Annotated in this window: 17 protein-coding genes; 13 read left to right on the top strand and 4 right to left on the bottom strand. The window is 67.8% G+C overall.

Going from position 1 to position 18,316, the window contains the following annotated elements:
- Positions 1 to 235: 235 nt before the first annotated feature.
- On the bottom strand, positions 236 to 1,201 hold the full coding sequence (locus PUN51_RS06530) for a quinone oxidoreductase family protein (RefSeq protein WP_275180296.1): 966 nt from the start codon (positions 1,199 to 1,201) through the stop codon (positions 236 to 238).
- A 148-nt stretch (positions 1,202 to 1,349) separates the two neighbouring features.
- Here PUN51_RS06530 and argC point away from each other — a divergent pair, with 148 nt between their 5' ends.
- The 10 genes from argC to PUN51_RS06480 all read left to right on the top strand — a co-directional run bounded on the left by argC (position 1,350) and on the right by PUN51_RS06480 (position 11,386).
- Positions 1,350 to 2,381: an N-acetyl-gamma-glutamyl-phosphate reductase gene (gene argC, locus PUN51_RS06525; protein WP_275180295.1), complete on the top strand. Its 1,032-nt coding sequence runs from the start codon at positions 1,350 to 1,352 to the stop codon at positions 2,379 to 2,381.
- A complete protein-coding gene (gene argJ, locus PUN51_RS06520; RefSeq protein WP_275180294.1) occupies positions 2,378 to 3,544 on the top strand; it encodes a bifunctional glutamate N-acetyltransferase/amino-acid acetyltransferase ArgJ in 1,167 nt (388 codons plus the stop codon). The genes argC and argJ overlap by 4 nt, the downstream gene beginning before the upstream one ends.
- 42 nt (positions 3,545 to 3,586) lie before the next feature.
- Entirely contained in the window at positions 3,587 to 4,546 is a 960-nt protein-coding gene (gene argB / locus PUN51_RS06515) for an acetylglutamate kinase (RefSeq protein ID WP_275180293.1), read from the top strand.
- The gene (locus PUN51_RS06510) at positions 4,543 to 5,796 is read left to right on the top strand and encodes an acetylornithine transaminase (RefSeq protein WP_275180292.1); all 1,254 of its coding nucleotides are present in this window, start codon (positions 4,543 to 4,545) and stop codon (positions 5,794 to 5,796) included. Before argB ends, PUN51_RS06510 begins: the two co-directional genes overlap by 4 nt.
- Entirely contained in the window at positions 5,793 to 6,794 is a 1,002-nt protein-coding gene (gene argF, locus PUN51_RS06505) for an ornithine carbamoyltransferase (protein WP_275180291.1), read from the top strand. Before PUN51_RS06510 ends, argF begins: the two co-directional genes overlap by 4 nt.
- Positions 6,794 to 7,324: an arginine repressor gene (locus PUN51_RS06500; protein WP_018771558.1), complete on the top strand. Its 531-nt coding sequence runs from the start codon at positions 6,794 to 6,796 to the stop codon at positions 7,322 to 7,324. The genes argF and PUN51_RS06500 overlap by 1 nt, the downstream gene beginning before the upstream one ends.
- Before the next feature lie 45 nt (positions 7,325 to 7,369).
- A complete protein-coding gene (locus tag PUN51_RS06495) occupies positions 7,370 to 8,575 on the top strand; it encodes an argininosuccinate synthase (protein ID WP_043455287.1) in 1,206 nt (401 codons plus the stop codon).
- A gap of 5 nt (positions 8,576 to 8,580) precedes the next feature.
- Positions 8,581 to 10,008, top strand: a complete 1,428-nt coding sequence (gene argH, locus PUN51_RS06490; protein ID WP_275180290.1) for an argininosuccinate lyase — start codon at positions 8,581 to 8,583, stop codon at positions 10,006 to 10,008.
- 70 nt (positions 10,009 to 10,078) lie between these two features.
- Positions 10,079 to 10,627 (top strand): pyridoxine/pyridoxamine 5'-phosphate oxidase, encoded by a 549-nt coding sequence (locus PUN51_RS06485; RefSeq protein ID WP_275180289.1) that lies wholly within the window; start codon positions 10,079 to 10,081, stop codon positions 10,625 to 10,627.
- 21 nt (positions 10,628 to 10,648) lie between these two features.
- Positions 10,649 to 11,386 carry a maleylpyruvate isomerase family mycothiol-dependent enzyme gene (locus PUN51_RS06480; RefSeq protein ID WP_275180288.1) on the top strand — a complete coding sequence of 246 codons (738 nt, stop codon included), beginning with the start codon at positions 10,649 to 10,651 and terminating at the stop codon, positions 11,384 to 11,386.
- Between the two features lie 21 nt (positions 11,387 to 11,407).
- Here PUN51_RS06480 and PUN51_RS06475 read toward each other — a convergent pair whose 3' ends face one another.
- Together PUN51_RS06475 and PUN51_RS06470 are read right to left on the bottom strand one after the other, a co-directional pair.
- On the bottom strand, positions 11,408 to 11,902 hold the full coding sequence (locus PUN51_RS06475) for a methylated-DNA--[protein]-cysteine S-methyltransferase (RefSeq protein ID WP_224025637.1): 495 nt from the start codon (positions 11,900 to 11,902) through the stop codon (positions 11,408 to 11,410).
- Positions 11,899 to 13,377 carry an AlkA N-terminal domain-containing protein gene (locus tag PUN51_RS06470; RefSeq protein ID WP_275180287.1) on the bottom strand — a complete coding sequence of 493 codons (1,479 nt, stop codon included), beginning with the start codon at positions 13,375 to 13,377 and terminating at the stop codon, positions 11,899 to 11,901. Before PUN51_RS06470 ends, PUN51_RS06475 begins: the two co-directional genes overlap by 4 nt.
- A 128-nt stretch (positions 13,378 to 13,505) precedes the next feature.
- Here PUN51_RS06470 and PUN51_RS06465 point away from each other — a divergent pair, with 128 nt between their 5' ends.
- The 3 genes from PUN51_RS06465 to tyrS are packed head-to-tail and all read left to right on the top strand — an operon-like array spanning position 13,506 to position 17,823.
- The gene (locus tag PUN51_RS06465) at positions 13,506 to 14,195 is read left to right on the top strand and encodes a DNA-3-methyladenine glycosylase (RefSeq protein WP_275180286.1); all 690 of its coding nucleotides are present in this window, start codon (positions 13,506 to 13,508) and stop codon (positions 14,193 to 14,195) included.
- A 51-nt stretch (positions 14,196 to 14,246) separates the two neighbouring features.
- Positions 14,247 to 16,475 carry a HelD family protein gene (locus tag PUN51_RS06460; RefSeq protein WP_159632289.1) on the top strand — a complete coding sequence of 743 codons (2,229 nt, stop codon included), beginning with the start codon at positions 14,247 to 14,249 and terminating at the stop codon, positions 16,473 to 16,475.
- Positions 16,476 to 16,509: 34 nt separating this feature from the next.
- The gene (gene tyrS / locus PUN51_RS06455) at positions 16,510 to 17,823 is read left to right on the top strand and encodes a tyrosine--tRNA ligase (protein WP_159632288.1); all 1,314 of its coding nucleotides are present in this window, start codon (positions 16,510 to 16,512) and stop codon (positions 17,821 to 17,823) included.
- A 15-nt stretch (positions 17,824 to 17,838) separates the two neighbouring features.
- Here tyrS and PUN51_RS06450 read toward each other — a convergent pair.
- Positions 17,839 to 18,316, bottom strand: a 478-nt coding sequence (locus PUN51_RS06450) for a hypothetical protein (protein WP_275180285.1), incomplete at its 5' end; no start/stop codon positions are given.

The raw sequence follows: 18,316 nt of genomic DNA, 5'->3' as shown, positions 1-18,316 counted from the left end.
GAAAACGGCAACGCTGTGGCCGGCGTCCCCGGACTCCTGGTCCCGGCCGCCGGCTCCTGCACCGTCCCGGATGATGCTGGCTGGCTCCACGCCGGAACCGGAATCCCCAAAGGGGACCTGCTGCTGAGTCACTTGCGCATTGTGCCGGGACAAGATGAACGGAAGGTGTCGTGCGCGCCCGGACGGGCCGTTTCAGGCCGTTCGGGCGTTTGCCCGTTGTTCACGTCGCCCGTGCCTAGGGAACCAGCAGGACTTTCCCGGTGGTCTTGCGGCCTTCGAGGTCGCGGTGCGCCTGCCCGGCCTGGCTGAGCGGGTAGCGTGCACCGATCCGGACCTTCAGGCTGCCGTCGGCCGCGGCGGCGAACACCTCGTCCGAACGCCAGCGCCGCTCCGCCGCGTCCCGCAGGTAGTGGCCCATCGTGGGGCGGGTCAGGAACAGCGAGCCGGCGGCATTGAGCCGTTGCGGATCGAACGGCGGCACCGGACCCGAAGCCGCGCCGAACAGGACCAGCATGCCGCGCACCCGCAGCGCGGCCAGCGAGCCGTCGAACGTATCCTTGCCCACGCCGTCGTACACCACATCAACGCCGGTCCCGCCGGTAAGTTCGCGCACGTGGTGCGGGAAGCCCTCGTAGCGCAGCACGTGGTCCGCCCCGGCCTCCAGGGCAAGGGCTTTCTTTTCATCGTTGGACACGGTGGTGATGACCCGGGCGCCCTTGGCCTTGAGCAGCTGGATCAGGAGGAGCCCAACACCGCCTGCCCCGGCATGCAGCAGCACGGTGTGCCCCGGTTCCACCTTGAACGTGGAGTTGATCAGATAATGGGCGGTGGCACCCTGCAGGGGGAGTGCCGCGGCGGTGAAGACGTCCAGGCCCTTGGGTACGGGCAGTGCCGCATCCTCGTCCACCAGCGCGTAGTCGGCGTAGCAGTTGATGCCCTCGGCCGTGGCAACGCGGTCACCCACGGCGAAGCCGGTCACACCGTCACCCACGGCCTCCACCGTGCCTGCCGCCTCCGTGCCGGGGATGAAGGGGTAGGGCACCTTGTAGATGCCGCTGCGTTTGTAGGTGTCAATGAAGTTGACGCCGGCCGCCCCCACCTTGAACAGCAGCTGGCCCGGCCCGGGAACCGGGGTTTCAACTTCGGCGTAGTCAAGGACTTCCGGTCCGCCTGCCTGCCGTGCGACGATTGCGTGCGTCATTGCTCTCCTTTCGCGGGACCCGGAATCTCCGGCCCCGGCTGCCGGAACCATCGTAGGGACACCGGCACTCCTTGCGCCAAGAACAACATCCCGCCCTCAATGCATAAATATCGGTAGGTATGCATAACTATTGCTGTATAGTCGGAGCATGACTATTTCTGTTGCGGTCTCGGGAGCCAGTGGCTACGCCGGGGGAGAAGTCCTCCGCCTCCTTGCCGGGCACCCCGGGGTGACCATCGGCGCCATTACCGCCCACAGCAATGCAGGATCCCGGCTCGGTGAACTCCAGCCGCACCTCCACGGACTTGCCAGCCGCATCCTGGAGGACACCACGGTGGAGAATCTCTCAGGCCATGATGTCGTGTTCCTCGCCCTGCCGCACGGAGCCTCCGGGGAAATTGCCGCCCAGCTGCCTGAGGGAACCCTGGTCATCGACGCCGGCGCCGACCACCGCCTGGAGGATCCGGCCGCCTGGGAGAAGTTCTACGGCTCCGCCCACGCCGGCACCTGGCCCTACGGGCTGCCGGAACTGCCCGGCCAGCGGGAGGCCCTCAAAGGTGCCAGGCGCATCGCCGTGCCCGGCTGCTACCCCACGTCTTCCCTCCTGGCCCTGGCGCCAGGGTTCGCCGCCCGCCTCCTGGAGCCGGACGACGTCGTCATCGTTTCCGCGTCCGGCACCTCGGGCGCCGGCAAGGCGGCCAAGGTCAACCTCATCGGCTCCGAAGTGATGGGCTCCATGAGCCCCTACGGTGTGGGCGGCGGACACCGGCACACCCCGGAAATCGAGCAGGGGCTCAGTAACGCCGCCGGCGAAAAGGTCTCCGTCTCCTTCACGCCCACACTGGCGCCGATGAGCCGCGGCATCCTGACCACGGCCACCGCGAAGGTCAAGGCCGGCACCACGGCGGCCCAGCTGCGGCAGGCCTGGACGGAAGCGTACGACGACGAGCCCTTCGTCCATGTGCTGCCGGAAGGCCAGTGGCCCGCCACCAAGTCCGTCCAGGGATCCAACCATGCGGCCATGCAGCTGGTGTTCGACCCGCACGCGGGGCGCGTCATCGTCACCTGCGTGATCGACAACCTCACCAAGGGCACCGCCGGCGGCGCCGTACAGTCCATGAACATCGCACTCGGCCTGCCGGAAACCGCCGGCCTCAACCTGCAGGGAGTAGCCCCGTGACCATCACCGCCCCCATGGGATTCCGGGCAGCCGGCGTCACCGCCGGCCTTAAGGCCTCCGGCAACCCGGACCTGGCCCTGGTCGTCAATGACGGACCGTCCAAGGCCGCCGCCGCCGTCTTCACGAGCAACAGGGTGGCAGCCGCTCCCGTCCACTGGTCCCGCCAGGTGGTCTCCGACGGCCGCGTGGACGCCGTCATCCTCAACTCCGGCGGAGCCAACGCCTGCACCGGGCCCACCGGTTTCCAGAACACCCACAGCACCGCGGAGAAAGTGGCCGAGGTGCTGGGGATCTCCGCCACCGACGTCCTGGTCTGCTCCACCGGCCTGATCGGCGAGCAGCTGCCCATGGACAAGATCCTGCCCGGCGTCGAGGCTGCTGCCGCGGCGCTCAGCACTGATGGCGGCCCTGCCGCCGGCACGGCAATCATGACCACCGACAGCGTCCCGAAGTCGGCCCTCTTCATCGGCAGCGACGCCGACGGCCAGGAATTCAGCATCGGCGGCATCGCCAAGGGTGCCGGCATGCTGGCCCCGGGGCTGGCCACCATGCTGGTGGTCCTCACCACCGATGCCATGGTGGAGCCGGAAATGCTCGACGTCGTCCTGCGTGACGCCACGCGCGTCACCTTCGACCGTGCCGATTCGGACGGCTGCATGTCCACCAATGACACCGTGGTCCTGCTTGCCTCCGGGGCGTCAGGGGCGGTGCCCTCGGCCGAAGCCTTTGGCGCCGGCCTCACCCAGGTCTGTGCCGAGCTGGCGCGGAAACTGATCGCGGACGCCGAAGGTGCCAGCCATGAGATCGCCATCCGCACGTCCAATGCCGCCAGCGAAGCCGACGCCGAAACCGTCAGCCGCTCCGTGGCCCGCTCCAACCTGTTCAAGGCCGCCATCTTCGGCAAGGACCCCAACTGGGGCCGCGTCCTGTCAGCCGTGGGCACCACGGATGCAGCCTTCGAGCCCGACAAGCTCAACGTGGCCATGAACGGCGTCCAGATCTGCCGCAACGGCAGCATCGGCGACGACCGGGGCCTGGTGGACCTGGAGCCCCGCGAAGTGCTGGTGGAGATCGACCTGCAGGCAGGCGATGCGGAAGCCACCATCTGGACCAACGACCTCACCCACGACTACGTCCACGAAAACAGCGCCTACTCCAGCTAGGAGCCCCGCGCCCAGGCACAGCCCGCTGTGGAAAGTGACCCCATGAACACCCAGACACGCGAAAACACCAGCATGTCCGCCGCGCAGGACAAGGCCGCCACCCTGATCGAGGCGCTGCCCTGGATCCAGCGGTTTGCGGGCACCACCATGGTGATCAAGTACGGCGGCAACGCCATGGTCAACGACGAGCTGCGGCGTGCCTTCGCCGAGGACATCGTCTTCCTCCACCACGTGGGCATCCATCCCGTGGTGGTCCACGGCGGCGGTCCCCAGATCAACTCCATGCTGGGCCGGCTGGGCATCGAATCCGAGTTCAAGGGCGGCCTGCGCGTCACCACCCCCGAGGCCATGGAGGTGGTCCGCATGGTCCTCACCGGCCAGGTGGGACGCGAACTGGTGGGCCTCATCAACTCGCACGGCCCCTACGCGGTGGGCATGTCCGGCGAGGACGGCGGCCTCCTGCGCGCCGTCCGCACCGGGACCGTGGTGGACGGCGAGGAAGTGGACCTCGGGCTCGCGGGCGAGGTGGTCGGCGTCGACCCCGCAGGCATCGTGGACATCCTCGACGCCGGGCGCATCCCCGTGATCTCCACCGTGGCCCCGGAAATTGTCGACGGCGGCGACGGCGTGGCCGGGACCGCCCGGTTCCAGCCCACCGGGCAGGTCCTGAACGTCAACGCGGACACCGCCGCGGCAGCCGTCGCGTCCGCTCTCGGCGCCTCCAAACTGGTCATCCTGACCGACGTCGAAGGCCTCTATGCCAACTGGCCCGACAAGTCATCCCTGATTTCCTCCCTCACGGCATCGGAGCTGCGGGAGATGCTGCCCAGGCTCGAATCCGGGATGATCCCCAAGATGGCAGCCTGCCTCAAGGCCATCGACGAGGGCGTGGAACGTGCGCATATCGTGGACGGGCGCCTGGCCCACTCCATGCTTTTGGAAACATTTACGACGGCGGGCATCGGCACCCAGGTAGTCCCGGACGAGGAGATCAGCTCATGAATACCGTGGAAAAGTCATCAGTGAATGAGTTGGTGGAGACCACCGGCCACGCCGGATCCGAGTGGCTCGCCCGCTACTCCAGCTCGCTCATGAACGTGTTCGGGGCGCCGCAGCGGGTACTGGTCCGCGGTGCCGGCTGCCTGGTGTGGGACGCCGACGGCAAGGAGTACCTCGACCTGCTGGGCGGCATCGCCGTCAACGCCCTGGGCCACGCCCACCCCTTCGTGACGTCTGTGATCGCAAGCCAGCTGGCCACCCTGGGCCATGTGTCCAACTTCTTCACCAGCCCCACCCAGGTGGCGCTGGCCGAGAAGCTCCTTTCGCTGGCCAACGCCCCGGCCGGGTCCAAGGTGTTCTTCAGCAACTCCGGCACCGAAGCGAATGAGGCCGCCTTCAAGCTTGCCCGCGTAAACACCGGCGGGGGCGGCACGAAGCGGACCAAAATCATTGCCCTCGAGGGCGCCTTCCACGGCCGGACCATGGGCGCCCTGGCGCTCACGGCCAAGGAGGCCTACCGGGCACCGTTCGAGCCGCTCCCCGGCGGCGTGGAGCACATCCCGTTCGGGGACATTGAGGCGCTCAAGGCCGCGGTGGATGAGACCGTGGCGGCGGTTTTCCTCGAGCCAATCCAGGGTGAAGCGGGTGTACGGCCGCTTTCGGCGGAGTACCTCCGGGCAGCCCGGGAGCTGACTGCCAGGACCGGCGCCCTGCTCATCCTGGACGAGGTCCAGACCGGCATTGGCCGGACCGGCAAGTGGCTGGCCAGCGAAGATGCCGGGATCGTCCCCGACGCCGTCACGCTCGCCAAGGGGCTGGGCGGCGGGTTCCCCATTGGTGCCCTGATCACCTTTGGCACGCAGGTGTCGTCGCTGCTGTCCCCAGGCCAGCACGGCACCACCTTCGGCGGCAACCCGGTGGCGACCGCCGCGGCCCTGGCAACCCTGCATGCGTTGGAGAGCCAGAACGTGCTCGCGAACGTGGTGGCGGTGGGGGAGCACCTGCGCTCCGGGCTGGCCGCCATCCCTGGCGTCACCGAGGTCAGGGGCGAAGGACTCCTGGTCGGCTTCGATCTGGACGCCGACGTCGCCCCCGCCGCGGTGCAGGCCGCCCTGGACGCGGGCTTCATCATCAACAGTCCCGGCCCGCGCACCATCCGCCTGGCACCGCCGCTGATCCTCACCATGGCCCAGGCCGATACCTTCCTCGCCGCTTTCCCGGCAATCCTCCAGACCGCTAAGGACGCCCAGTGACTACCGCAACCCGGCACTTCCTCAAGGACACCGACCTCAGCCCCGCCGAACAGGCGGAAGTCCTGGAACTCGCAACCCGCATGAAGGCTGCCCCCTACAGCGTCCAGCCGTTCGCGGCGGAGGGCAACGGCCGCAAGACCGTGGCCGTGATCTTCGACAAGACGTCAACCCGGACCCGTGTCTCTTTTGCCACCGGGATCGCGGACATGGGCGGCAATGCGCTGGTCATCAACCCGGGTGAGGCGCAGATCGGCCACAAGGAATCCGTGGAAGACACCGCGAAGGTCCTGGAACGGATGGTCTCCACGATCGTGTGGCGCACCGGCGCGCACGCAGGCCTGGTGGCCATGGCGGCCAACTCAAAGGTGCCGGTCATCAACGCCCTGTGCGACGACTACCACCCGTGCCAGCTCCTGGCGGACCTGCTGACCGTCAAGGAGCACAAGGGCGCACTCAAGGGGCTCACCATGAGCTACCTCGGCGACGCCGCCAACAACATGGCCAACTCGTACCTGCTGGCCGGCGTCACCGCCGGCATGCACGTCCGGATCGCCGGCCCTGAAGGCTACCTCCCCTCGGCGGAGATCGTTGCGGCGGCGAAGGAGCGTGCTGCCGAAACCGGCGGCTCCGTACTCATCACCTCCGACGCCAAGGAAGCCCTGCAGGGGGCCGACGTCGTGGCCACCGATACCTGGGTGTCCATGGGGCAGGAAGCCGAGAAGGAAGCCCGGATGCAGCTTTTCCGGGAGTACTCCGTGGACTCCGGTGCCATGGCACTCGCTGCGGATGACGCCGTCGTACTCCACTGCCTGCCCGCCTACCGGGGCTACGAAATCTCAGCCGAGGTGATTGACGGCCCGCAGTCCATCGTCTGGGACGAGGCGGAAAACCGCCTGCACGCCCAGAAGGCGCTGATGGCCTGGCTGATGCACCGGTCCGGCCTTGCGTTCGTCGAAGGCCTGTCGCCGGTGGAAGGCACCGGAGAGAGCACCTTCTAGTGTCCGCCCAGCCTTCCTCACCGGGCACCAGCCCGGCCACCAAGACCGCCCGGCAGGCCCGCATCACCGCGATCCTCACCGGGCAGTCCGTGCGTTCCCAGGCTGAACTGGCGGCGCTGCTTGCGGACGACGGCGTACAGGTCACCCAGGCCACGCTGTCCCGCGACCTGGTGGAACTGGGCGCCGTCCGCGTCCGCGGCAAGGAAGGCGTCCTGGTCTATGCGGTACCCGGTGAGGGCGGCGAACGGGCTGCCAAAAGCGGCGTCACCCAGGAAATCCTCGACGCCCGGCTGGCCCGGCTCTGCAGCGAACTGCTGGTCACAGCCGAAGCCTCGGCCAACATCGCGGTCCTGAGGACACCACCCGGCGCGGCGAATTTCCTGGCCCTGGCCATCGACCATTCCGTCATGCCGTCCATCCTGGGCACTATCGCCGGTGACGACACCGTCCTGCTGGTGTCACGCGATCCGCTCGGCGGCCCGGACCTCGCTGCCCGCTTCCTGCAAATGGCCGAGGAAGCCGGGCAATAAGCTTGAAGACAACAAATCAACCAACCCCAACAAGGAGCATCTAAAGTGACTGAACGCATTGTGCTGGCCTACTCCGGCGGCCTGGACACCTCCGTCGCCATCGGCTGGATCGGTGAAGCCACCGGTGCCGAGGTCATCGCCGTGGCGGTCGACGTCGGACAGGGCGGCGAATCGCTGGAAACCATCCGCCAGCGCGCCCTCGGCTGCGGCGCCGTGGAAGCCTACGTCGCCGACGCCTCGGACGAGTTCGCCAACGAGTACTGCGTCCCCACCCTGAAGGCCAACGCCCTCTACCAGGGCCACTACCCGCTGGTCTCCGCCATCTCCCGCCCGGTCATCGTCAAGCACCTGGTGAAGGCTGCCCGCGAATTCGGCGCCACGACCGTGGCCCACGGTTGCACGGGCAAGGGCAACGACCAGGTCCGCTTCGAAGTGGGCATCCAGACCCTGGGCCCGGACCTGAAGTGCATCGCACCGGTCCGTGACCTCGCCCTGACCCGCGACAAGGCCATCGCCTTCGCCGAGGAAAAGGGACTGCCCATCGAGACCACCAAGAAGAACCCGTACTCGATCGACCAGAACGTCTGGGGCCGCGCCGTCGAAACCGGCTACCTCGAGGACATCTGGAACGCCCCCACCAAGGACATCTACGACTACACCGCCACGCCGGAATTCCCGCCGGCACCGGATGAGGTCATCATCTCCTTCGAAGCCGGCGTTCCGGTAGCGATCGACGGCGTCAAGGTCACCCCGCTGCAGGCCATCAAGGAACTCAACCGCCGCGCGGGCGCGCAGGGCGTGGGCCGCATCGACGTTGTCGAGGACCGCCTGGTGGGCATCAAGTCCCGTGAGATCTATGAAGCACCCGGCGCCATGGCGCTGATCACGGCCCACAAGCACCTCGAGGACATCACCATCGAGCGCGAGCAGGCCCGCTTCAAGGCCACCGTTGGCCAGCGCTGGGCCGAACTGGTTTACGACGGCCAGTGGTTCTCCCCGCTGAAGCGCTCCCTGGACGCCTTCATCGAGGACACGCAGAAGTACGTCTCCGGCGACATCCGCATGACCCTGCACGGCGGCCAGGCCATCGTCAACGGCCGCCGCTCCGAGACCTCGCTGTACGACTTCTCGCTGGCCACCTACGACACCGGTGACACCTTTGACCAGTCCATGGCCAAGGGCTTCATCGAGCTGTGGGGCATGTCCGCCAAGGTTGCCTCCGGCCGCGACATCCGGGTCGCAGGGAAGTAGCCCCTGTGGCTGAGCAAAAGACCGAAGCCACGAATGCGGGAGCGTTGTGGGGCGGCCGGTTCGCCGGCGGCCCCGCCGACGCCCTGGCGGCACTGAGCAAGTCCACGCACTTCGACTGGCGGCTGGCGCGCTACGACATCGCCGGTTCCAAGGCGCATGCCCGCGTGCTGCACAAGGCCGGGCTGCTGGACGACGCCGAACTGGAAGGCATGCTCGCGGCCCTGACGCAGCTGGACGAGGACGTGGCATCCGGCGCCTACCTGCCGGCGGCGTCCGATGAGGACGTGCACGGTTCGCTGGAGCGTGGCCTGATCGAGCGTGCCGGCGCCCAGCTGGGCGGCAAGCTCCGGGCCGGCCGGTCCCGCAATGACCAGGTGGCAACCCTGGGCCGTATGTTCCTGCGTGACCACGCCCGGATCATCGCCCGCGGTGTCCTGGCCACCGTGGACGCGCTCGTGGAGCAGGCCAAGGCCCACCATGGCGTGGCCATGCCGGGACGGACGCACCTGCAGCACGCGCAGCCGGTCCTGCTCAGCCACCACCTGCTGGCCCATGCCTGGGCCCTGCTGCGCGACGTGCAGCGGCTCCAGGACTGGGACAAGCGGGCGGGTGTTTCGCCCTACGGTTCGGGCGCCCTGGCCGGCTCCTCGCTGGGGCTGGACCCGGAAGCGGTGGCGGCCGACCTTGGGTTCTTCTCCGCCGTGCACAACTCGATCGACGGCACCGCCTCCCGCGACGTCTTCGCCGAGTTCGCGTGGGTCTGCTCGATGATCGGCGTGGATCTGTCCCGGATCTCCGAGGAAGTCATCTTCTGGGCCACCAAGGAGTTCTCCTTCGTCACGCTGGATGATTCGTACTCCACGGGGTCCTCCATCATGCCGCAGAAGAAGAACCCGGATGTGGCCGAGCTGGCCCGCGGCAAGGCAGGGCGTTTGATCGGCAACCTGACCGGGCTGCTGGCCACGCTCAAGGGCCTGCCGCTGGCGTACAACCGCGACCTGCAGGAGGACAAGGAGCCGGTGTTCGACGCCGCCGACACGCTGGAGCTGCTGCTCCCGGCCGTGTCCGGCATGATCGCCACCCTGACCTTCAACACGGAGCGGATGGAATCGCTGGCTCCGCAGGGCTTCGCGCTGGCCACGGACATCGCCGAATGGCTGGTCCGCCAGGGCGTGCCGTTCCGCGAGGCCCACGAGCTGTCCGGTGCCGCCGTGAAGCAGGCGGAGTCCCGCGGCGTTGAGCTGTGGGACCTGACGGACGAAGAGTACGCCGCGATCTCGGAGCACCTGACCCCGGAGGTCCGGACCGTGCTGTCCACGGAGGGTTCGCTTAACAGCCGGAACTCCCAGGGCGGAACGGCGCCGGCCGCCGTCGAACGCCAGCTGGCTGCGCTGGAAGGCGAGCTTGCCGGCGTGCGGGAGTACGCCGGGTAGGAAACATTGTTGCCAAGGGCCCCGGGGCATGTTCCCCGGGGCCCTTGGCGTCTGTGGCTAGGCTGGGGCCATGAGCGAAACCTTCCGCAAGTTCCTTCGCACCCTGCCCGACTTCCCGTCCGACCTGCCCGGCTTCGACCCCGCCAACGCACCGCAGGACCCGGCCTTGCTCTTCAAGCAGTGGCTGGACGAGGCACTGGATGCGGGGGAGCAGCAGCCGCACGCGTTCAGCCTCGCCACGGTGGGGGAAAGCACCGACGGCGCCCCGCAGCCGTCCTCGCGGATGCTCATCCTGAAGAACATTGACGACGACGGCTGGCACTTCGCCACGTCCCGCACCTCCCGCAAGGGCCGCGAGCTGTCGGGGTCACCGCGCGCGGCGATGAACTTCTACTGGCCGGCCCTGGGCCGCCAGGTGCGGGTGGCGGGCACTGTGGTTGAGCTTTCCGCCGAAGCCTCCGCCGTCGACTGGCACGAGCGGCCCCGGGCCGACGGCAGCGACAACCCGGACTGGCAGCTCTACGCCCTCCAGCCGGCCGAAATCGAGTTCTGGCAGGCCAGCAACGATCGCCGGCACGTCCGCCACCGTGTCGGGCCGGACGGAAGCCCGCTGGACTGACTGCTCGGCTAGGCTGGCCGCATGACCTCACCTTCCCCTGCCGCCCTCCTCGCTGAACTGCACAAAGCCGCGGACGCACTGACCGCTGCGGTGGACCGGATTCCGGCCGGCGGCGAAAGGGCCCCGTCCACCCTTCCCAGCTGGAGCCGCGGCCACCTCCTGGCCCACATCGCCGGAATCTGCAGCGCGCTGGCCCGCCAGGTGGAATACGGGCGGTCCGGCAGGACGGTAGAGCTCTACGACGGCGGCGTGGACGGCCGCAACCGGGCCATCGAGCTTGCCGCCGGCCACAGCCTGGAGGAGCACCGGAAGGACGTTGCGGCCGCGGTGCAGCGGGCACTGGCGGCCTTCGATGCGCTGGGGGAGGACGAATGGCAAACGCGCATCGCCTTCCGCGACGGCGTGATTTTCGACGCCGGTTTGGCGCTCTGGCGCGAGCTGGTCATCCACACCGCGGACCTGGACACCGGCGCGGGACCCGAGACCTGGAACAGGGCATTCTGCTCCCACCTCTTCGACTTCCTCGCCGCCCGCGTGCCGGCGGAAACCCGGCTGGTCCTGCAGCCCGTGGCACTCCCGCCGCTGGCCCTCGGAACCGGCGGCAGCACCGTCGTCGTCAGCGGCATGGTGACGGACATCGCCGCGTGGCTCGCAGGCCGGCAGCCGTCGCTGGACAGCCTGCGGGCCACGGCCGCCGGGGACGGCACCGATCTTCCCGGCCTGTTGGCCTGGCCGTCGGCGATGCCGGGACCCAAGTAGCCATTCGCGGGGAGTGAGTGGTCAGGCGGCCTCGCGGGCCAGCAGGCTCTCTTTGATGCGCAGGCCCCAGCGGAAGCCGCCCAGCGAGCCGTCGGTCCGGATGACGCGGTGGCACGGCACGAACAGGGCAGCCGCGTTGAACGCGCAGGCACTGGCGGCGGCCCGCACGGCGCGCGGGTTGCCGGCCAGGGCGGCGTACTCCGAGTAGGTGACGGGTGAGCCCGGCTTGACCTGCCGCAGCACGTCCCAGGCGTGGGCACGGAACGGTCCGGACTGCTGGCGGACCGGCACCGCCATGGCCGGGGCGGGGTCACCGGCATAGAAGGCCTCCACGGCGGATGAGATCCCGCCAAGGTCCGTTACCTCTTCCACGGCGTCGGGCCGCAGCATTGGATGGACCTGGCCGGTCAGGTCCGCCAGGCCGGCCGTCCAGCCGGACGCAAGGACCACGCCATCCTGGGCGAGGACCGTAAACGGACCGTCCGGCGTGGACAGCTGCAGCAGTTGGGCTTTCATGGCGTCCCTTTCGCGGGAATGGTGGGTCTTGCGGCGGGCCGGGCGGCAGCGCGCCAGAGGTGCATGGTGGCGTAGGAGCGCCACGGGCTGGTCTCCCGGAAGTCCGGGCTCAGGGCGCTGGTCCCATTATCGAGGGCGCGGATCCCGTTCCGCACGGCGGCGTCGTTGGCAAGGAAAATATCCGGGGCACCCAGGACCCGCATGGCGACGTACCCCACCGTCCAGGGCCCGACGCCGGGGAGCGGCAAAAGTGCCGCGGTGAGGCTTGGGAGGTCGTCGCCATAGCCGAAGTCCAGGCGGCCGCGGGCCATGGCCTCCGCAGCATGCAGCAGCGACTCGGTCCGGCGCCGGGGGCCGCGAAGCAGATGTCCTGCAGCTGCGATTTCCGCCGGAATGGGAAACAGGCGGTCCAGGCCGTCGCCGGGGGCACTGGCGGGACTGCCCGCCGCGGACAACTGGGTCAAGGCTGTCCTGGCGGCCGCCACCGTGATCTGCTGGCCCACCATGGCCCGGATCAACAGTTCCGGCGGATCCACCGCGCCCGGCAGGCGCATCCCCGGTGCGGAGGCAACGGAGCCGGCAAGCCTGGGATCGGCGGCGAGCGTGCCGTCGATCGCCTCCGGGTCCGCGTCGAGGTCGAACAGCCGGCGGACGCGGCTGAGCAGCGCCGGAAGGTCGCGAAGGTCCACCGCGCCGATGGTGAGGGTCAACGGCCGTTCCCGGGCCCCGTCGTCGTACTCCACCCTGAAGCGCGCGTCGCCGTGGGGGAGCCGCAGCGTCCGGGCATAGGAAGTGGGCGTGCCGTCCTCGACCCCGGGGATGGCGCGGACCGCCAGGAAGGAGAAGATGCCCGGATCGAAAGGCGGACGGTAGGGCAGGCCCAGGGTCAGGGCTGTGGCGCCGCCGCCGTCTACCGGATGGCGGACGGTCCTCCTGAGCGCCGTGGGCGTCATATCGAACACCTCAGCGATGGTCTCGTTGAACTGCCTGACGCTGCTGAAGCCTGCCGCAAAGGCGACGTCGGCGAGTTTCATCGATGTTGAAACCAGCAGGGTGCGGGCCGTCTGGGCCCGTGCGGCGCGGGCCAATGACAGGGGGCCGGCGCCAAGTTCCTGGCCGAGGATCCGGTTCAACTGGCGCGGCGAATACCCCAGCCGTGCGGCCAGGCCCGCCACGCCGTCGCGGTTGATCACGCCGTCGTTGATCAGGCGCATCGCCCGCCCCGCGATGTCCTGCCGCACGTTCCAGGCCGGGGTTCCGGGCACCGCCTCCGGCAGGCAGCGCTTGCAGGCGCGGTAGCCTGCCTCGTGTGCGGCGGCGGACGTCTCGTAGAACGTGACGTTGGAGGCCTTGGGGGTCCTGGCAGGGCACGACGGCCGGCAGTAGATCCCCGTGGTGCGGACGGCCGTAAAGAACTGGCCGTCGAACCGGGTATCGCGGGCATCGATTGCCCGGTAGCGCTGCCAGAAGTCCATTCCTCCATCCTGCCAGCCGCCGGCCACGGCTTCTAGCGGAAATCGGACATGGCCGTGGGCGTGCAGATCCACCCCGGACCCCTTTCCGGTGGCGGATGAAACCTGCGGGATCTGGGTAAGGTCAACTAATGAACCATAGCGCTGGGGCAATGGCACTCCTGCGGGAATTCCTGTCCGCGGACGCCCGGGAACTCGCACCAAAGCTGCTCGGTGCCGTGCTCACCCATGAGTCCCGCGACGGTGCCGTGTCCGTCCGGCTCACCGAAGTGGAGGCCTATATGGGCCCCGAGGACTCCCTGCACCCGGACCCCGGCTCCCACACCTACCGGGGCCCCACGCCCCGCAACGCCCCCATGTTCGGCCCCGCCGGCCACCTCTACGTCTACTTCACCTATGGAATGCACCACTGCACCAACATCGTGTGCGGTCCGGCCGGCGTCGCGTCCGCCCTGCTGCTCCGGGCAGGGGAAGTGGTGGACGGGCTGGAGCTGGCCCGGCTGCGCCGTCCGACGTCCAAAACTCCTGCGGACCTTGCCAGCGGGCCGGCCCGCCTTGCCAAAGCGCTGGGATTGACGACGGCGGACAGCGGCCGCGACGCGCTGGCTCCGCCGTTCCGGCTGGAACTTCCGTCCGTTCCCGCCGGCGCGGTCAGTTCCGGTCCCCGGGTGGGGGTGGCCGGCGCCGGAGGCACGGACGAATACGCCTGGCGGTACTGGCTGACCGGCGACCCTACCGTGTCCAGATACAAGGCAGCGAAGCCGCGGACCCGGAAGCAGGCAGCGGAACCCCGGTCGGATGCAACGTTTCACCGGCGTTAACGGAAATGGTTGTAGAATGGACGGTCTGTCTTTTGCGATAGGGGAACGTTAATGCTTGACGCCGAATTGGCCCACGAACGGGAGTATGTAGCCGGCCTGTATGCCCGGCTGGAGGAACTCCGGGAGGAGAAGCGCCGCCAGTTGGCGCAGGTCCGTCGTGCCGGAGCCGTGGGCACCATGCAGAACGTTTCGGAGCGGGACGCGTTCGCAGCACTGTATGAGGACCGCCTGGCGCAGCTGGACGCCGTGGATGACCGGCTGGTTTTTGGCCGCCTGGACCTGGACTCCGGCGAAGCACAGTACATCGGCCGCATTGGCCTCACCACCGAGGACCTGCAGCGTCTCATGGTGGACTGGCGTGCCCCCGAGGCCGGGCACTTCTACCAGGCCACGGCCTTTGACCGGCAGGGCGTCCGCCGCCGCCGGCACCTGATCCTGCAGGGACGCGAGGTCAAGGCCATCGAGGACGATGTCCTGGACGCCGGGATGCTCACGGACGACGAATCGCTCCAGGGCGAAGGTGCCCTGCTGGCTGCCCTGAACTCCAAGCGGACCGGCCGCATGTCGGACATCGTCAGCACCATCCAGTCGGAGCAGGACCGGATCATCCGCTCCTCCATCTCCGGCGCCGTCGTGGTCCAGGGCGGCCCCGGCACGGGCAAGACCGCTGTGGCCCTGCACCGCGCCGCCTACCTGCTCTATACCCACCGTGACCGGCTCAAGAGTGCCGGCGTGCTGCTGGTGGGGCCGTCGTCGTCGTTCATGAAGTACATCGAACGGGTGCTGCCCTCCCTGGGTGAGACCGGCGTGGTCATGGCCAGCCTTGGCCGCCTGATGCCCGGCATCCACGCCGTTCCGGAAACAGACGCCGACGTCGCCGCCATTAAGGGGCGGCTGGACATGGCCGCCATCGTGGCCAACGCCGTCTCCAACCGCATGCGCGTCCCCGCCCAGAACCGGATCCTCGAAGTGGACGGCCGCAAGCTGACCCTTACGCCCCGGCAGGTGCGCCGCGCGCGGGAACGTGCCCGCGCCACCGGCAAGCCGTACAACGAGGCCCGGGTGACGTTCGTGAAGATCCTGCTGCGCGAACTGACCGAGCAGATGACCGAGCTCGTCGAGGCCGGAAACATCGGCAACAACGCGGACCGCTCCTATCTGGCCGAGGACGTCCGGACCGCCCGGGACGTGCGGATCGCCCTGAACCTGTGCTGGATGCCCATGACGCCGGAGAAGCTCATCTCCGACCTCTTCAGCAAGCCGGAGGTGCTGGAGTTCTGCACTCCGCACCTGACCCCTGCCGAGCGGGCGCTGCTGCAGCGTCCGGCCGATGCGCCGTGGACCGAGTCCGACGTCCCGCTGCTGGATGAGGCCGCCGAGCTGCTTGGGGAGCTGGACCCGGCCGCAGGCCGCGGGCTGGCCCAGCAGGAGCACGACCGTGCCCGGGACCTCGCCAACGCAAAGCAGACCCTGGTCAACATGGAGGCCGCCGGCGTCGATCCGTTGATGTCCGCAGAGGAGCTCGCGGAGCAGAACCGGGAGCAGGAAGCCCGGCAGACGGCAGCCGAACGCGCAACGAGCGACCGCACGTGGGCGTTCGGGCACATCGTCGTGGATGAGGCCCAGGAGCTTTCGCCCATGCAATGGCGTCTGCTGGTGCGCCGCTGCCCGTTGAAGTCCTTCACTATCGTGGGCGACATTGCCCAGACCAGCTCCGTTGCCGGGGCCAATTCCTGGCAGGGGGCGCTGGCCCCGATGTTCGGCGACCGCTGGCAGCTGGAGGAGCTGACCGTCAACTACCGCACCCCGTCCCAGATCGCCGAGGCCGCCGTTAGGATGGCCAACGCCGCGGGCCTGGTGGTCTCCGCACCCAAGGCCGTCCGCGAGGGCCGCTGGGCCCCCATCATCGACGAGGTGCCCGCCGGCGGCATCGTGGACCGGCTGGTGGAGGTCCTTCCGGAGGAGCTTGCGGCGCTCGACGGCGGCCTGCTCGCCGTGATTGCCGACGGTGACCTCCTGCCCCAGGCAACGGCGGCCCTCCGTGCCGTATACGGCCGCAGGATCGGCACCGGGGCCGGCAGCTACGAGCAGGACATCGTGGTCATCAGCCCGCGTGAGGCAAAGGGCCTGGAGTTCGACGGCGTGGTGGTCCTGGAACCCTCCGTGATGCTCAACCACGAACACGGCAAAGTGGGGGACCTGTACGTCGCCATGACCCGCGCCACGCAGAGGCTGCGGCTGATCGCGGCGCAACCGGTCCCCGCCGGTATTGCCGGCTGACGGGGCAACCGGCGTTACTGCTAACTTAGGAAGCGTGCCAGAACTGAACATCCTTGAACCGCAGCGCAACGACCCCACTTTCGCCAATATTTGGCAGGAACTGAAGTGGCGTGGGCTGGTCCATGTTTCCACCGATGAAGCGGAGCTCGAAAAGCTGCTCGCCAACGGGCCGGTCACGTACTATTGCGGCTTCGACCCCACCGCGCCGAGCCTGCACCTGGGCAACCTGGTCCAGCTCCTGGTTATGCGGCGGCTTCAGCTGGCAGGGCACAAGCCTCTCGGCCTGGTGGGCGGGTCCACCGGCATGATCGGGGACCCGCGTCCGACGGCGGAACGCACCTTGAACACCAAGGACACGGTGGCGGAGTGGGTTGGCTACCTCCAGGCCCAGGTGCAGCGCTTCCTCAGCTTCGAGGGGGACAACGCTGCCAGGATGGTGAACAACCTGGACTGGACGGCGCCGCTGAGCGCCATCGACTTCCTGCGTGAAGTGGGCAAGCACTTCCGCGTGGGCACCATGCTGCGCAAGGACGCCGTGGCATCCCGGCTGAACTCGGATGAAGGCATCAGCTACACCGAGTTCAGCTACCAGATCCTGCAGGGCATGGACTACCTGCAGCTTTACCGCGACTACGGCTGCGTCCTGCAGACCGGCGGCTCGGACCAGTGGGGCAACCTCACCAGCGGTACGGAATTGATCCGGAAGGTGGAGGGCAAGAGCGTCCACGCCCTGGGGACCCCGCTCATCACCAACTCTGACGGAACCAAGTTCGGCAAGAGCGAGGGCAACGCCATCTGGCTCGATGCCGGCATGTGCAGCCCGTATGCGTTCTACCAGTTCTGGCTCAACACTGCGGACGCGGACGTGGTGGACCGGCTCAAGGTGTTCACCTTCCTGACCCGCGCGGAGATTGAAGAGATTGCCGTTTCGGTGGCGGAGCGTCCGTTTGCCCGTGAGGGCCAGCGGAAGCTTGCCTTCGAAGTGACCTCGTTGGTGCACGGCGTTGACGCCACCGAAAAGGTCATCGCAGCTTCGGCGGCGCTCTTCGGCAACGGCGATTTGGCCGCATTGGACAAGGCAACCCTGCAGGCTGCAACGTCCGAACTTCCTTCCACCACAGTGCAGGTGGATGAGATGGGGATTGTGGACCTGCTGGTGGCGTCCGGTCTTTCCGAAAGCAAGTCCGCCGCACGCCGGACCGTGGGTGAAGGCGGAGCCTACGTGAACAACGAGAAAGTTTCGGATCCTGAAGCTGTGATCTCCGAGTCGGAGCTCCTGCATGGCCAGTACCTGCTCCTGCGCCGGGGCAAGAAGAACCTGGCGACAGTGGAAGTACTGGTCCCGTAATCGCGGGAGCGCAACCTACCACCTGCACGCCCCTCGGCGGCCGATTTGCGCGGCCGCGGAGGGGCGTGTATTGTTTTCTGAGTCGCCGCCGCTGAGTGGTGACAAACCCCCAACTGATATTGAGAAGCAATTCTCGGCCATGCGGTGCATGGAACGAAGAATGCTTCCCATTTTGCTGGGCGGATTCATTCCGCAGAGTGAATTCCGGGAAAACAACCGGATTTGCAAAAGCGAATATGAATGAAATAAGATAAAAACATCGCAGCGAAGAACTACGGAAAAGAAATTCTCTTTTGAATTGTTCCGGACATATTCGAATGTGTCTGTTGTTTGAGAACTCAATAGTGTGCCAAGTTTGTTGATACTGATTATGTATGTAATTGGTTGAATTTGCCGAATCGTGCCGCCCCTGTGGTGTGGTTTGGTGTTTTTAGCTGGTTTCAAATTTTGTGCAGCCATTATGACCGTTATTTCCGGTGGTTTTGGTTGTGTC

Source organism: Arthrobacter sp. NQ4, from assembly GCF_029077345.1.
Lineage (GTDB): Bacteria > Actinomycetota > Actinomycetes > Actinomycetales > Micrococcaceae > Arthrobacter.
This window is presented reverse-complemented; position numbering and strand designations above follow the sequence as displayed.